11 protein-coding genes and 19 tRNA genes are annotated in these 14,593 nt (G+C 44.6%); 2 read left to right on the top strand and 28 right to left on the bottom strand.

Features of this window, described 5'->3' with window-relative positions; genetic code table 11:
- Positions 1–14 precede the first annotated feature (14 nt).
- The 3 genes from ybeY to miaB all read right to left on the bottom strand — a co-directional run bounded on the left by ybeY (position 15) and on the right by miaB (position 3,185).
- On the bottom strand, positions 15–476 hold the full coding sequence (gene ybeY, locus OCU36_RS03655; RefSeq protein WP_261839087.1) for an rRNA maturation RNase YbeY: 462 nt from the start codon (positions 474–476) through the stop codon (positions 15–17).
- Complete coding sequence (locus OCU36_RS03660) at positions 477–1,598, bottom strand: PhoH family protein (RefSeq protein ID WP_261839088.1); 1,122 nt, start codon at positions 1,596–1,598, stop codon at positions 477–479.
- Between the two features lie 162 nt (positions 1,599–1,760).
- Positions 1,761–3,185, bottom strand: a complete 1,425-nt coding sequence (miaB, locus tag OCU36_RS03665) for a tRNA (N6-isopentenyl adenosine(37)-C2)-methylthiotransferase MiaB (RefSeq protein WP_261839089.1) — start codon at positions 3,183–3,185, stop codon at positions 1,761–1,763.
- A 305-nt stretch (positions 3,186–3,490) separates the two neighbouring features.
- Here miaB and OCU36_RS03670 point away from each other — a divergent pair, with 305 nt between their 5' ends.
- Positions 3,491–4,666 carry a 2-octaprenyl-3-methyl-6-methoxy-1,4-benzoquinol hydroxylase gene (locus OCU36_RS03670; protein WP_261839090.1) on the top strand — a complete coding sequence of 392 codons (1,176 nt, stop codon included), beginning with the start codon at positions 3,491–3,493 and terminating at the stop codon, positions 4,664–4,666.
- Positions 4,667–4,735: 69 nt separating this feature from the next.
- Here OCU36_RS03670 and OCU36_RS03675 read toward each other — a convergent pair whose 3' ends face one another.
- The 25 genes from OCU36_RS03675 to lolB form a co-directional block, all read right to left on the bottom strand.
- The gene (locus tag OCU36_RS03675) at positions 4,736–5,782 is read right to left on the bottom strand and encodes a lactonase family protein (RefSeq protein WP_261839091.1); all 1,047 of its coding nucleotides are present in this window, start codon (positions 5,780–5,782) and stop codon (positions 4,736–4,738) included.
- Positions 5,783–5,939: 157 nt separating this feature from the next.
- Positions 5,940–6,024: transfer RNA gene (locus OCU36_RS03680), tRNA-Leu, on the bottom strand.
- Between the two features lie 69 nt (positions 6,025–6,093).
- Positions 6,094–6,170: transfer RNA gene (locus OCU36_RS03685), tRNA-Met, on the bottom strand.
- A 50-nt stretch (positions 6,171–6,220) separates the two neighbouring features.
- Positions 6,221–6,305 (bottom strand) — tRNA-Leu (locus OCU36_RS03690).
- A gap of 68 nt (positions 6,306–6,373) precedes the next feature.
- Positions 6,374–6,448: transfer RNA gene (locus tag OCU36_RS03695), tRNA-Gln, on the bottom strand.
- A gap of 30 nt (positions 6,449–6,478) precedes the next feature.
- Positions 6,479–6,563, bottom strand: a tRNA-Leu gene (locus OCU36_RS03700).
- Positions 6,564–6,638: 75 nt separating this feature from the next.
- Positions 6,639–6,715 (bottom strand) — tRNA-Met (locus OCU36_RS03705).
- Between the two features lie 50 nt (positions 6,716–6,765).
- A tRNA-Leu gene (locus OCU36_RS03710) sits at positions 6,766–6,850 on the bottom strand.
- Between the two features lie 68 nt (positions 6,851–6,918).
- Positions 6,919–6,993, bottom strand: a tRNA-Gln gene (locus OCU36_RS03715).
- A gap of 30 nt (positions 6,994–7,023) precedes the next feature.
- Positions 7,024–7,108, bottom strand: a tRNA-Leu gene (locus OCU36_RS03720).
- Positions 7,109–7,176: 68 nt separating this feature from the next.
- Positions 7,177–7,251, bottom strand: a tRNA-Gln gene (locus tag OCU36_RS03725).
- A gap of 29 nt (positions 7,252–7,280) precedes the next feature.
- Positions 7,281–7,365: transfer RNA gene (locus OCU36_RS03730), tRNA-Leu, on the bottom strand.
- A gap of 110 nt (positions 7,366–7,475) precedes the next feature.
- A tRNA-Gln gene (locus tag OCU36_RS03735) sits at positions 7,476–7,550 on the bottom strand.
- A gap of 30 nt (positions 7,551–7,580) precedes the next feature.
- Positions 7,581–7,665, bottom strand: a tRNA-Leu gene (locus OCU36_RS03740).
- A 68-nt stretch (positions 7,666–7,733) separates the two neighbouring features.
- Positions 7,734–7,808 (bottom strand) — tRNA-Gln (locus tag OCU36_RS03745).
- Positions 7,809–7,837: 29 nt separating this feature from the next.
- A tRNA-Leu gene (locus OCU36_RS03750) sits at positions 7,838–7,922 on the bottom strand.
- 78 nt (positions 7,923–8,000) lie between these two features.
- Positions 8,001–8,077: transfer RNA gene (locus OCU36_RS03755), tRNA-Met, on the bottom strand.
- Positions 8,078–8,153: 76 nt separating this feature from the next.
- Positions 8,154–8,228: transfer RNA gene (locus tag OCU36_RS03760), tRNA-Gln, on the bottom strand.
- Between the two features lie 29 nt (positions 8,229–8,257).
- Positions 8,258–8,342: transfer RNA gene (locus OCU36_RS03765), tRNA-Leu, on the bottom strand.
- A gap of 67 nt (positions 8,343–8,409) precedes the next feature.
- Positions 8,410–8,486, bottom strand: a tRNA-Met gene (locus tag OCU36_RS03770).
- Positions 8,487–8,766: 280 nt separating this feature from the next.
- The gene (ychF, locus tag OCU36_RS03775) at positions 8,767–9,858 is read right to left on the bottom strand and encodes a redox-regulated ATPase YchF (protein ID WP_261839092.1); all 1,092 of its coding nucleotides are present in this window, start codon (positions 9,856–9,858) and stop codon (positions 8,767–8,769) included.
- Between the two features lie 10 nt (positions 9,859–9,868).
- Positions 9,869–10,459 (bottom strand): aminoacyl-tRNA hydrolase, encoded by a 591-nt coding sequence (gene pth, locus OCU36_RS03780; RefSeq protein ID WP_004739815.1) that lies wholly within the window; start codon positions 10,457–10,459, stop codon positions 9,869–9,871.
- A 221-nt stretch (positions 10,460–10,680) separates the two neighbouring features.
- Positions 10,681–11,625 carry a ribose-phosphate pyrophosphokinase gene (locus OCU36_RS03785; protein WP_004739814.1) on the bottom strand — a complete coding sequence of 315 codons (945 nt, stop codon included), beginning with the start codon at positions 11,623–11,625 and terminating at the stop codon, positions 10,681–10,683.
- 27 nt (positions 11,626–11,652) lie between these two features.
- Positions 11,653–12,528 carry a 4-(cytidine 5'-diphospho)-2-C-methyl-D-erythritol kinase gene (gene ispE, locus OCU36_RS03790; protein ID WP_261839093.1) on the bottom strand — a complete coding sequence of 292 codons (876 nt, stop codon included), beginning with the start codon at positions 12,526–12,528 and terminating at the stop codon, positions 11,653–11,655.
- Positions 12,525–13,172, bottom strand: coding sequence for a lipoprotein insertase outer membrane protein LolB (lolB, locus tag OCU36_RS03795; protein WP_261839094.1), 648 nt, complete (start codon positions 13,170–13,172; stop codon positions 12,525–12,527). Before lolB ends, ispE begins: the two co-directional genes overlap by 4 nt.
- Positions 13,173–13,332: 160 nt before the next feature.
- Here lolB and hemA point away from each other — a divergent pair, with 160 nt between their 5' ends.
- Complete coding sequence (hemA, locus tag OCU36_RS03800; protein WP_261839095.1) at positions 13,333–14,592, top strand: glutamyl-tRNA reductase; 1,260 nt, start codon at positions 13,333–13,335, stop codon at positions 14,590–14,592.
- Position 14,593 lies beyond the last annotated feature (1 nt).

Raw genomic sequence — 14,593 nt, forward strand, 5'->3', positions numbered from 1 at the left:
TAACTAGAATCAATTTATTTTTCTAGAATATAAGGGTCTTCAAACCCCATAGCTTGCATGATTTCTGTTTCGAGTGACTCCATCTCTTCAGCTTCATCATCTTCGATATGATCATAACCTAGCAGATGCAGGCTGCCATGTACAACCATATGAGCCCAGTGTGCTAGCAGAGGCTTATTTTGCTCTTCTGCTTCTTTTTCGACAACTTGGCGGCAGATAATAAGGTCGCCCAGTAGATCTAAATCGATCCCTGGAGGAGCCTCGAATGGAAAAGACAGCACGTTAGTTGGCTTGTCTTTTCCACGATATTCATGGTTGAGTTGGTGGCTTTCTTTGGTATCTACGATACGAACCGTCAACTCGGCGTTCTCTTGAAACTGAGGAATTGTCTTGTTTAGCCAAAGCTGAATATCCTGTTTGGTTGGAAGACCTTGCTCATTTTCGACCGCTAATTGTAGGTCTAGTTCAATAGACATCTATTTATCACCTTGCTCTGTAATTACAGAGCTATTTTGTGTTGCTAATTGTGTCGTAACCGCCTGCTGAGCCTCAAGAAGTTTAGCTTCGCGCTCTTCACGTTTGCGCTTTTCAAACTCTTTACGCTCTTTTTGGTCTTTTGCTTCCCATTTTTCGTACGCATTGACGATACGAGCTACTACAGGGTGGCGAACGACGTCTTCGGACATGAAGAAGTTAAAGCTAATGTCATCCACTTCGCTCAGTACTTCTGTTGCATGACGTAAGCCTGATTTAGCCCCACGAGGCAAATCGATTTGCGTGATATCACCGGTGATCACGGCTCGTGAGTTAAAGCCAATACGGGTTAAGAACATTTTCATCTGTTCTACCGTGGTGTTTTGGCTCTCATCAAGAATGATAAACGCATCATTCAATGTTCGACCACGCATGTAAGCCAGTGGCGCGACTTCAATTACGTTACGCTCAATCAGCTTTTCAACACGCTCAAAGCCGAGCATTTCAAACAGTGCATCGTAAAGTGGACGCAAATAGGGGTCGACTTTCTGGCTTAAATCACCCGGTAAGAAACCAAGTTTCTCACCAGCTTCAACAGCAGGACGAGTGAGTAGGATTCGGCGAACCTCTTGGCGTTCAAGTGCATCAACGGCTGCCGCAACAGCTAAGTACGTTTTACCGGTACCTGCCGGCCCAATACCAAAGGTGATGTCATGGGTGACCATGTTCATTAGGTATTGGGCTTGGTTTGGGGTACGAGGTTTGATGATGCCTTTCTTGGTCTTAATCGTCACTTCTTTGCCATAGTCAATTTCCGACTCGGCATGCTGTTCCAAAATACCAGATTCTGTGATCGCCAGATGCACTTGCTCGGGTTCGATATCAATTATCTTGCCTTTAACTGGAGCCGTTTCCACATAGAGGTGTTTGATGATGTCTAAAGCCGCGGCTGTCGTATGAGGTTTACCAACCATCGTGAAGAAGTTGCTGCGGTAATTAATCTCAACACCTAGGCGACGCTCAAGATGCTTGATGTTGTCGTCGAATGGGCCACACAAACTTGCTAAACGTTGGTTGTCGGCAGGTTCTAGATTGATCTCTAAAGTAACGATTTTATTGCTCAAATTAGCCTCTCATTTTGTATCACTTGCTCTTAAATAAGAAAAAGAGCAAGAAGCCCGATTTAGACCGGGCTTCTGATGGTGATTCCCTATTTCTAAGATGGTCACTCAGTTAGGTAATTTCAAGCTTTGTGTTTGCACTTTGTGCTCAAACCGTAGTATTGCCTATGGCGTAAATGTCGCGACACCTAGGTCGTCTTCACGTTTTGTTTTTTCCATCATTTCTGCAGGAGTCATTACAACGCGTAAGCCCATGTCTTTTTCGGTACGGACTAATTCACCACGTAGTGAGTTGGTGTAAACCTCAGTGATCTTCACGTCGACGAATTGACCGATAAGATCAGCCGAACCTTCGAAGTTCACAACACGGCTGTTTTCAGTTCGGCCACGCAGTTCCATTAGGTTCTTTCTTGATGGACCTTCAACAAGAATACGTTGTTCCGTGCCTAACATTAGACGAGAAAAACGCATCGCTTGTGTGTTTATCGTTTGCTGCAGTTCGTACAGACGCTCTTTCTTCTCTTGTTCTGGTACATCACATGGGTAGTCTGCTGCCGGTGTTCCTGGACGAGGAGAGAAGACAAAGCTGAAGCTCATATCGAAATCCACTTCTTTAATCAGTTTCATCGTATCTTGGAAGTCTTGCTTAGTTTCACCAGGGAAGCCAACAATAAAGTCCGAGCTGATCTGAATGTCAGGGCGAGCTTTACGCAGTTTACGGATGATAGATTTGTATTCGATTGCAGTGTGTGGACGCTTCATCATCGTGAGAATACGGTCACTACCACTTTGAACTGGTAAGTGTAAGAAACTCACCAGTTCAGGCGTGTCTTTATACACCTCAATGATGTCGTCACCAAATTCGAGTGGGTGGCTTGTCGTGAAACGAATGCGGTCGATACCATCGATAGAAGCCACAAGGCGAAGAAGCTCAGCAAATGAACAGATCTCACCCTCATGAGTTGGGCCACGGTATGCGTTGACGTTCTGCCCAAGTAGGTTTACTTCACGTACGCCTTGCTCGGCAAGTTGTGCGATTTCGAACAAAACGTCATCCATCGGACGGCTCACTTCTTCACCACGTGTGTATGGTACAACGCAGTAAGTGCAGTATTTAGAACAGCCTTCCATAATAGACACGAATGCCGTCGCTCCGTCTGCTTTTGGCTCCGGTAGGTTATCGAACTTTTCGATCTCTGGGAACGAGATGTCCATTACTGGCTTTTCGTTAGACAGTGATGATTTAATCATCTCTGGCAGACGGTGTAATGTTTGTGGACCAAAGATAACGTCGACATAAGGTGCACGTTGGCGAATATGATCGCCTTCTTGAGTTGCTACACAGCCACCCACACCGATCACGACACCTTCTTTTTTATCCTTTAGCGTTTTCCAACGACCAAGCTGGTGGAATACTTTTTCTTGTGCTTTTTCGCGAATAGAACAAGTATTCAATAGGAGTACGTCTGCTTCCTCAGGTACATCTGTTAGCTCATAGCCATTTGCAGCGTTAAGCAGGTCGGCCATTTTTGATGAATCGTATTCATTCATCTGACAGCCCCAAGTTTTAATTAGCAGTTTCTTACTCATTTTTTGTTCGCTCGATCGTTAGTTTAATTTAAGGGAGCAAATCGCCCAGTTTTTATCCGCAAGCCTGTTTGTCATAGTCAGGTATTGATTTGATGACGGCTCTAGCGGCAAGCGGCGTATTGTACTGGTTTAAAAACCGACTGACTAGTGGTCTGATTAAATCTCTTCGCAAGTGGTTTCTATTATCGTTGGCGCTATACCCTATAAGGGATCGCGCTTTTTTCAAATAAGGTTTTTGGTTACAAGTTAGTTATGAAAAAGTACAATCAAAAACAGTCAAAGAATCAAATTGATAAGTACAAAATATGAACAATTACGACGTTGTGGTCGTCGGTGGTGGCATGATTGGTGCGGCAACGGCGATTGGTCTTGCTAAACAAGGGTTGCGTGTTGCGGTCATTGAAGGCTTTTCTCCGGAAGCTTTCCATCAGTCACAAGCGATGGATATCCGTGTATCTGCGATTTCTCAAGCATCCGCTGATTTGCTCGAAGAGCTCGGTGCGTGGCAGAGTATTGCTGCAATGCGTATTTGTTCTTATAAGCGCTTAGAAACGTGGGAGCACTCTGAGTGTCGCACTCGGTTTAATGCCGAATCTCTTGATTTACCTCGTTTGGGTTACATCATTGAGAATCGATTAATTCAATTGGGTTTATGGGCTCAGTTTGATACCTACGACAATTTAACGCTGTTGTGCCCAGAGAAGTTAGACACTATCGAGTTTGGTAAAACCAACATCGTCAAACTTCAATCCGGTTTGCAAGTATCAGCACAGTGGGTGGTTGGTGCGGATGGTGCAAATTCCAAAGTTCGACAGCAAGCCGGGATAGGAATTACGGCTTGGGATTACCGACAACACTGTATGCTTATCAATGTCGCAACGACGTTACCGCAGCAAGACATTACTTGGCAGCAGTTTTTACCAAGTGGCCCTCGCTCATTCCTGCCATTGTGTTCGCTCATGTCTGAAGGTAAAGAGGTGGGGCAAGGGTCTTTAGTATGGTATGACTCACCGTCTCGCATTCAGCAACTTTCTGCGATGAGCCCAGAAAAATTACGGGATGAAGTCCTCGCTCATTTTCCTTCTGAGTTGGGGGATATCAAAGTGTTGAATGCAGGTTCATTCCCTCTAACGCGACGTCATGCTCAATCCTATTCGAAGAATAACTGTATTCTTGTCGGGGACTCTGCACATACGATTAACCCTCTAGCAGGACAGGGGGTTAACTTAGGCTTTAAAGATGTGGCAGCACTATTGGATATCAGCAAAGAGAAAGGTGAATTGAGTCAATCGGTGACGAGGCGCTATGAAGTGATGAGAAGAGGCGACAATCTACTTATGCAAAGCGGAATGGACTTTTTCTACAAAGCCTTTAGTAATGACATTGGCCCACTCAAGTTTGTACGTAATGCCGCGCTAAAACTTGCAGAGAACTCTGGGCCGATTAAAGCTCAAGTCTTGAAATACGCCTTGGGGCTGTGATTGATTCGTTCAAATGACTGAGCGATACAAAAGAAGGAGAGCAGAGGCTCTCCTTTTTTATTGGGGTGCTTATGGTTGCTGAGTGACACAAACGGGCACATCAATCTCTAAAGAGTAGCCCGTATAGATGAGAGAGCCATCTTGAATATTTCGTCTGAATGAAGTGAGGTTATTGGAGTGCTGGTTGGCGGCGATAAGCCATTTCCCATCGTCAGTTATATGGAAGTCTCTTGGGAATTTACCTTCAGTGTCGTAGCTATCAATGAAAGTCAGCTTTTGAGTCTCAGAATCGACTTTGAAGCTGCTGATTCTTGATTGGTGTCGACATGACACATAAAGGAATTGCTCATCAGGCGATAGCTTAATCGCAGCTGCGGCTTCTCCCTTCTCCATATTAGGCAATGCATCAATCTCTTCCACTACATTCCAAATGCCTAAAACCTTGTCCAAAATCAGTAATGTTTCAGAGAGTTCACAGACCACATAGGCTCTGTCTTCAGCTTTGTTAAAGATTAAATGGCGAGGTCCATTGCCGGCTGGCACTTTGATGGACTGCATTGGCTCATCAAGGAACTCCTCTTGCTCTTCGTCAAAGCAATAGAAGTTGATGCGATCGGTGCCGAGATCGACGGTCACAAATTGTGGTGAGTTTTTTAAGAACAGGCATTGATGAGCGTGTGGGCTGGTTTGTCTCTCTTTGTTCGGTCCTGAACCAAGCATCTTGATTGTTTTAAGTCGTCTATCGATATTGCCATTGATATTTAAGCTAAAGATATCGAATGTCCCTGTTGAATATTGCGATGTAATAGCAAACTTATTGTGGGGATCTATCGCAATATGGCAGGGGTGCTCGCCTGAAATTAGCCCGCTATTGGGTGCTACTTTTGAATCAGTATTAGGTATATGGATTAGCTGTGGTTGTCTATTCTGGTCTACTTCTGAAGCGGTATAGATCCCAAGCTTTGTCGTGGTAACAAACGAGGGATTAGAACATGCAACGATAAGCTCTAAAGGTAACAGCGCTCCCATTTCTCGATCTAACTGAGTTTGATATACACCTTGGCTGTTACTTGGAGAATCTGTGTAGCAACCGATCATTAAAGGGAGATATTTCATAGGTCGTCATACTCGGTTAGAAAATAGAGCAGACATTGTCTAATAAAATTACAGAAAAAGTGAGGCTATATAAGAGAATACTTGGTGACTTGGCTTGCAGATTTACATCTTTCAGATAAAACAAAACCCAGCTAAAAAGCCGGGTTCTATTAAATAATGGTGCGGTCGGAGAGACTTGAACTCTCACACCTCTCGGCGCCAGAACCTAAATCTGGTGCGTCTACCAATTCCGCCACGACCGCAGCAAATCTTTATAGTCATATCAATATTGGTGGTTCGATATAACGTTGTCTTCTTATTTAAAGAAAAAGTGGTGGCTACTGCGGGATTTGAACCTGCGACCCCATCATTATGAGTGATGTGCTCTAACCAACTGAGCTAAGTAGCCATAATAAATCGAATAGATTCACTATTTGTTCTCTAATGAAAGAGAAATAATGGTGCGGTCGGAGAGACTTGAACTCTCACACCTCTCGGCGCCAGAACCTAAATCTGGTGCGTCTACCAATTCCGCCACGACCGCAGCAAAGCTTTTACTCTAGCGAAGAGTATAGTTAAGAAGACTTATGGTTTGTCTAAGTAACGTTGTAGTGGCTGGGCTACCTGGATTCGAACCAGGGAATGCTGGCATCAAAAGCCAGTGCCTTACCGCTTGGCGATAGCCCAACAATAATATCAATTAAGATATCTAAATAATGGTGCGGTCGGAGAGACTTGAACTCTCACACCTCTCGGCGCCAGAACCTAAATCTGGTGCGTCTACCAATTCCGCCACGACCGCAGCAAATCTTTATAGTCATATCGAATATTGGTGATTCAATATGACGTTGTTTGTTCTTCTTTCATAAAGAAAGAATGGTGGCTACTGCGGGATTTGAACCTGCGACCCCATCATTATGAGTGATGTGCTCTAACCAACTGAGCTAAGTAGCCATAATAAATCGAATAGATTCACTATTTGTTCTCTAATGAAAGAGAAATAATGGTGCGGTCGGAGAGACTTGAACTCTCACACCTCTCGGCGCCAGAACCTAAATCTGGTGCGTCTACCAATTCCGCCACGACCGCAGCAAAGCTTTTACTCTAGCGAAGAGTATAGTTAAGAAGACTTATGGTTTGTCTAAGTAACGTTGTAGTGGCTGGGCTACCTGGATTCGAACCAGGGAATGCTGGCATCAAAAGCCAGTGCCTTACCGCTTGGCGATAGCCCAACAATGATATCAATTAAGATATCTAAATAATGGTGCGGTCGGAGAGACTTGAACTCTCACACCTCTCGGCGCCAGAACCTAAATCTGGTGCGTCTACCAATTCCGCCACGACCGCAGCAAAGCTTTTACTCTAGCGAAGAGTATAGTTAAGAAGACTTATGGTTTGTCTAAGTAACGTTGTAATGGCTGGGCTACCTGGATTCGAACCAGGGAATGCTGGCATCAAAAGCCAGTGCCTTACCGCTTGGCGATAGCCCAACAGGATATCAATTAAGATATCTAAATAATGGTGCGGTCGGAGAGACTTGAACTCTCACACCTCTCGGCGCCAGAACCTAAATCTGGTGCGTCTACCAATTCCGCCACGACCGCAGCAAAGCTTTTACTCTAGCGAAGAGTATAGTTATATCGACATTGGTGATTCGAAATAACGTTGTGCTCTTAGTTAACTACTTAAGTAATTAAACAAAGAGTTTAAATAGTGGCTGGGCTACCTGGATTCGAACCAGGGAATGCTGGCATCAAAAGCCAGTGCCTTACCGCTTGGCGATAGCCCAACAATGATATCAATTAAGATATCTAAATAATGGTGCGGTCGGAGAGACTTGAACTCTCACACCTCTCGGCGCCAGAACCTAAATCTGGTGCGTCTACCAATTCCGCCACGACCGCAGCAAAGCTTTTACTCTAGCGAAGAGTATAGTTAAGAAGACTTATGGTTTGTCTAAGTAACGTTGTAATGGCTGGGCTACCTGGATTCGAACCAGGGAATGCTGGCATCAAAAGCCAGTGCCTTACCGCTTGGCGATAGCCCAACAGGATATCAATTAAGACATCTAAATAATGGTGCGGTCGGAGAGACTTGAACTCTCACACCTCTCGGCGCCAGAACCTAAATCTGGTGCGTCTACCAATTCCGCCACGACCGCAGCAAATCTTTATAGTCATATCGAATATTGGTGATTCAATATGACGTTGTTTGTTCTTCTTCTTTCATAAAGAAAGAATGGTGGCTACTGCGGGATTTGAACCTGCGACCCCATCATTATGAGTGATGTGCTCTAACCAACTGAGCTAAGTAGCCATCTGAGAGCGAAGTAATATAATATAATCTCGCTTTCAATGCCATTATCTTTTTCTAGACAATGCCATTTGAATTGTGGCTGGGCTACCTGGATTCGAACCAGGGAATGCTGGCATCAAAAGCCAGTGCCTTACCGCTTGGCGATAGCCCAACAATGATATCAATTAAGACATCTCAATATGGTGCGGTCGGAGAGACTTGAACTCTCACACCTCTCGGCGCCAGAACCTAAATCTGGTGCGTCTACCAATTCCGCCACGACCGCTTTATTTTCCTAAAAACTCTTTATTGTTAAGACAATCTATCTAACCACAAACAGAGTGCTTAGGAAATGGTGGCTACTGCGGGATTTGAACCTGCGACCCCATCATTATGAGTGATGTGCTCTAACCAACTGAGCTAAGTAGCCATTTCCAAATTGTGGTTCATTTCAAAGCCTCTCAGCTTCGTTGTGAACGGGGCGCATTATGCGGAGTTGAGCGAAACCCGTCAACTTTTTTTTTGAATAAATCACGAATAAACATCTGTTCGGTTTCTTTTTAGGCAAAGAGACGTATTTGTCGACAAAAAACAGACCTAAAAGACGATATATAGAGGAAGTTAAGCTTCTGATACGAGATTGTTGGGATAGGGGAAAAACAAAAAGGCCAGTGAATTCACTGGCCTTTTTATTAGATGTTTAATCAGAATTATACGTTGAAGCGGAAGTGAACAACGTCACCATCTTTAACGATGTATTCCTTACCTTCAAGACGCCATTTCCCAGCTTCTTTAGCGCCGCTTTCACCGTTAAATTCGATGAAATGATCGAAGCCAACGACTTCAGCTCGGATGAAACCTTTCTCGAAGTCGGTGTGGATCTTACCCGCGGCTTGTGGTGCTGTTGCACCTACAGGGATGGTCCAAGCGCGAACTTCTTTTACACCAGCAGTGAAGTAAGTTTGAAGAGTCAGTAGTTCGTAACCAGAGCGGATCACTCGATTAAGACCTGGTTCTTCGATCCCCATATCTGCTAGGAACTCTTCGCGGTCTTCGTCATCAAGCTCAGACAGTTCAGATTCGATAGCTGCACAAACGGCAACAACAACGTTGTTTTCGTTTTCAGCGTATTCACGAACAGCATCTAAGTAAGGGTTATTTTCGAAACCGTCTTCCGCTACGTTTGCGATGTACATTGTTGGCTTAAGCGTTAGGAAGTTTAGGTAGCCGATTGCTGCCGCTTCTTCTTTGCTGAGTTCAACAGTACGCGCCATACCACCTTCAGTGAGCACTGGAAGGAGTTTTTCTAGTACGGTGATTTCGAATTTAGCGTCTTTGTCGCCGCCTTTTGCTTTCTTCGCGTTACGTTGAATTGCACGTTCACAGCTGTCTAAATCGGCCAGTGCAAGTTCAAGGTTGATCACTTCGATATCTTCGATTGGAGATACTTTACCCGCAACGTGGACAATGTTTTCATTTTCAAAGCAGCGTACAACGTGACCGATAGCATCAGTTTCGCGGATGTTAGCTAGGAATTTGTTACCAAGACCTTCACCTTTAGATGCGCCAGCAACGAGGCCTGCGATATCTACGAATTCCATTGTCGTTGGAAGGATCTTCTGTGGATTAACAATTTTTGCTAATGCATCTAAGCGTAGATCGGGAACCGGAACGATACCTGTGTTTGGTTCGATCGTACAAAATGGAAAGTTTGCTGCTTCGATGCCTGCTTTAGTCAGTGCGTTAAACAGAGTTGACTTACCAACGTTTGGTAGACCAACGATGCCACATTTAAAACCCATGATATAAACCTTATTCTGCTTTGAACGTATGTAAGCGATTTTGTGCTTTTGGTAGGCCATCTTTTAATAAGATGTCTAGGCTGCGAACCGATTCGTCAACGACGGCCTCGATACACTCTTGCTCTTTTTGAGGAGCTTTGCCTAATACATAACCTGCAACTTTATCTTTGTGTCCTGGATGGCCGATGCCTAATCTAAGACGATAGAATTCTTTATTGTTACCCTGCTTGCTGATGATGTCTTTCAGACCATTGTGTCCACCATGCCCCCCCCCTTTTTTAAACTTTCCAATACCAGGAGGTAGATCTAACTCATCGTGAGCGACCATGATCTCTTCTGGTTTAATTTGGTAGAACTTTGCTAAGGCTGCAACGGCTTTGCCTGACAAGTTCATAAAAGTCGTTGGGATCAGCAAACGAAGATCTTCACCGTGAACCATGATACGACCCGTTAGGCCAAAGAACTTTGGTTCGTTCTTCAGCGTTACGTTATGTACACGTGCTAATTCTTCCACGACCCAAGCCCCCGCATTGTGGCGAGTTTTGGCGTATTCTGGACCTGGATTAGCCAGTCCAACGAGAAGTTTTATTTGTTGGCTCAAGGTATGGATCTCTCTTGGGATTTCAAAAAGCGCCGTATGATATCACAGTTTATGAAAAAGGTGCGAGCTAGCTGATAGCGACGCGATTATTCCTGCTTGTGATAATTAGCAATGCAATATGACTTAGACATAAAAAAAGCACTTCATTGAATGAAGTGCTTAATGTCTTTCTCTAACGCGTTTCTAAAACTAAGCTTTTGTAAAAAACAAAAAGGCTTTGATTAGTTGAACATCGCTGAGATTGATTCTTCGTTGCTGATACGACGAATCGCTTCAGCAAGCATGCGAGAAAGGCTAAGTGTTGTCACTTTACCCGTCGCAGCCATCTCTGGAGATAGAGAGATAGAATCCGTTACGATCACTTGGTCTAGAACAGAGTTCTTGATGTTGTTCGCAGCAGTACCAGAGAAAACCGCGTGAGTTGCGTAAGCGAATACACGCTTAGCACCGCGCTCTTTAAGCGCTTCAGCAGCTTTACATAGTGTGCCGCCCGTATCGATCATGTCATCAACGATAACACAGTCACGGCCTTCAACATCACCGATTAGGTTCATTACTTCAGAAACGTTAGCACGTGGACGACGCTTATCAACGATAGCGATGTCAACATCCCCTAGCGCTTTAGCCGTTGCACGAGCACGTACAACACCACCAAGGTCTGGAGAAACCACGACTGGGTTTTCTAGGCCACGGTTCGCCATATCTTCTAGAAGAACGGGTGTACCGAAGATGTTATCAACAGGTACATCGAAGAAGCCTTGGATTTGCTCTGCGTGTAGGTCGATAGTAAGAACGCGGTCAACGCCAACGTTAGAAAGGAAATCAGCAACAACTTTTGCAGTGATTGGCACACGAGCAGAACGTACACGACGATCTTGACGGGCATAACCGAAGTAAGGGATTACAGCAGTAATACGGCCAGCAGAAGCACGGCGCATTGCGTCAATCATTACCACCAACTCCATAAGGTTGTCATTGGTTGGTGCACAAGTTGATTGAATCAGGAATACATCGCTACCACGAACGTTTTCATTGATTTGAACAGCGACTTCGCCATCAGAAAAACGGTCTACAGTAGCATCGCCAAGAGAGATGTATAGACGGTCAGCAATACGTTGGGCTAGTTCAGGTGTTGCGTTACCAGCAAATAGCTTCATATCAGGCACGGTGGAAACCTCGGGTTGCGTCCAGTTTTAAATAGATTGTGGGTGGGCTGATTGGTATTCAGCCAGAGTTTCTTTTAAAGGCGAAACGTTTCGTCCTTTCGCGATAAACGCGGAAACTGTGTCAGGCAGTTGTTCTAGTAATGATTCGGCTTCTTGTTTATTGCTAAATTCAGCAAAAACGCATGAACCCGTACCAGTCAATCTCGACGGCGCGTATTGTAGCAGCCATGAAAGTTGCTTATCAACCTCTGGGTACAGCATTCGTACAATTTTTTCGCAATCGTTTACGTATTCCTGCTTGAGAAGTGTTGATAGTGCGCGTTTTGGCGTATTTCGAGTTAATTCTGGATGTGTGAATATGTCGACAGTTGCTATGCTCACTTGTGGTTTGACGACGAGGTACCATTTTTCGTCTGGAGTCGCCAATGATAACTGTTCGCCAACCCCTTCAGCAAAAGCGGCGTGTCCTCTAACAAACACCGGTACGTCAGCACCAAGCGTTAATCCTATTTCCGCCAATTGGTCCTCTGATAGATCGAGTTGCCATAAATGATTTAGGGCAACTAGCACTGTAGCTGCATTTGAAGAGCCGCCACCAATGCCTCCTCCCATGGGTAAGACTTTCTTGAGTTCAATATCGGCACCAAACGATGTTGAAGTGTAGTGCTGAAGCGCTGTAGCAGCTTTCCAGATAAGGTTGTCTTCTAGTGCTACGTTAGGAATTTCGGGCGTTATCGTAATTGAATTCGATGCTTTATTCGCCGTCACCGTCAGTTCATCGCCAAAGTCGACAAACTGGAACAGAGTTTGAAGCTCGTGATAGCCATTATCACGTCGGCCTGTGATGTAAAGAAATAGATTCAGCTTGGCAGGGGAGGGCCAGAGTGTTGGCGTAGTAATCATTTGTTCAGTGTCCACTTGGAAACGATAATGTTGATTTTGTTCTGGTCTTGCTTGAAGGCTAATCGAGTCGGGAGGGGAATGATCTCTACTCTTGCATTGCCTTCATCAGAGCGTTGTGACCTTGGTATCTCCGTATTTTGATAGCGATCAAAATGTAGAGTCCATAGTTGATTATCGACCTGCTTAGAGAGTGATTCAAGCGTATTAGAGTCGTTTAATTGGTAAGCATCAGCTTGCTCTGGGATACCAAGGAACCATTGTGGCAAATGATCAATTGGGATCAGTAAACCTGTCAGTTGCTCAACCAGAACGGTAGCACTGGCGTCGGTAAACACTCGATCATCATAGGTCACGACTTTAGCGCCTGATGAGTCAATGGTTAGGTTCAATGCGGTTTGACCAAGAAAGGTTGTTAACCTCAATTGGCTCTGGTTCGATGAGTGTTTCCACATGAAGTTAAGGCTTTGGCGTTGCGCTGGGGAGATATAAGCGAGTTTGCCAGAGGCTTGGTAGCTTTCTATCTGTAGAAGCTGATTTTGGTAACTTTGCCACTCAACACTGGTGGGTTGTTCTGGGATAGACGAGCAACCCACCATGATTATGGTCATAAAAAGAAGAAACGTGATTTTGCGAAGCTTGCTCATATTTGCTCACAACTTGTTCAAATTTATCTAAAAAACGCTTCAACTATAGCATTGAATTCACGAAGTCAGGAAAACAAATCCCGCTTGCTCTTTAAATAGAGTCATGCATCAAGTAAAATTCGCCTCTTGTTTCCATTCCTTGATCGAGAACTTCTGATACATGTCTTTGCTTGCCGTAGGTATCAATCACAATACAGCGTCGGTTGAATTGCGAGAAAAAGTTGCTTTTGGTCCAGACAAATTGTCTGAGGCACTTAAGCAACTTAACGCAAATGCACACGTGAATGGAAGTGTCATACTTTCAACCTGTAATCGCACTGAAATTTATTGTGACGTCAAAGGCGTAGCAAAAAATCAGCTCATTGATTGGTTGTCTGAATTTCATCAAATTAACCCGGAAGAATTAAAACCGAGTATTTATATCCATGAAGAGCAAGCTGCGATTAAACACTTAATGCGCGTTGCTTGTGGGTTAGACTCACTGGTTTTAGGTGAACCGCAAATCTTAGGCCAAGTAAAGCAAGCTTATATGGATTCGCGGGAGAACCAATCTGTGGATGCTTCCATGGAAAAGCTGTTCCAAAAATCATTCTCTGTAGCAAAACGTGTTCGAACTGAAACGGAAATCGGCGGTAGTGCGGTTTCTGTGGCCTATGCTGCTTGTACGTTAGCTAAGCACATTTTTGAATCTATTACAGAGTTGACGGTGTTACTGGTTGGTGCGGGTGAGACGATTGAGTTGGTGTCAAAGCATCTTTCTGCGAATGGTTGTGCCAAAATGATAGTGGCCAACCGAACTCGTGAACGAGCTTTGGGTCTTGCTGAAGAGTTTGGGGCTGAAGTGATCAGCTTGAATGAAATTCCCGACCATCTGCATAGAGCGGATATCGTGATCAGCTCCACCGCAAGTCCGCTGCCTATTATTGGTAAAGGGATGGTCGAGAGTGCGCTCGAAAGAAGAAAGCACCAACCCATGTTGTTGGTTGATATTGCCGTTCCACGCGACGTAGAGTCTGAGGTCGGTAAGTTGAACGACGCGTACCTATACTCAGTCGATGATCTGCAATCGATTGTTGACGGTAATATTGAGCAACGTAGAGTTGAAGCGATTCAAGCCGAAGCGATAGTCAGTGAGGAAAGTACCGCGTTCATGAGTTGGATGCGATCGCTAGAAGCCGTTGACAGTATCCGTGACTATCGTAAATCGGCCAATGAAATCCGAGAAGAATTATTGAGTAAGAGTTTGCAATCACTTGCCGCTGGCGGTGACCCTGAAAAAGTCTTACTTGAACTAAGCAATAAGCTCACAAACAAATTGATCCATGCTCCAACGCGTGCACTTCAAAGTGCCGCAGAGCAAGGAGAACCTGCAAAATTAACGGTCATTAGACAGAGTTTGGGACTAGAAAACCCTCAATAAT

The sequence above is a fragment of the Vibrio artabrorum genome (genome assembly GCF_024347295.1).
Taxonomy (GTDB): domain Bacteria; phylum Pseudomonadota; class Gammaproteobacteria; order Enterobacterales; family Vibrionaceae; genus Vibrio; species Vibrio artabrorum.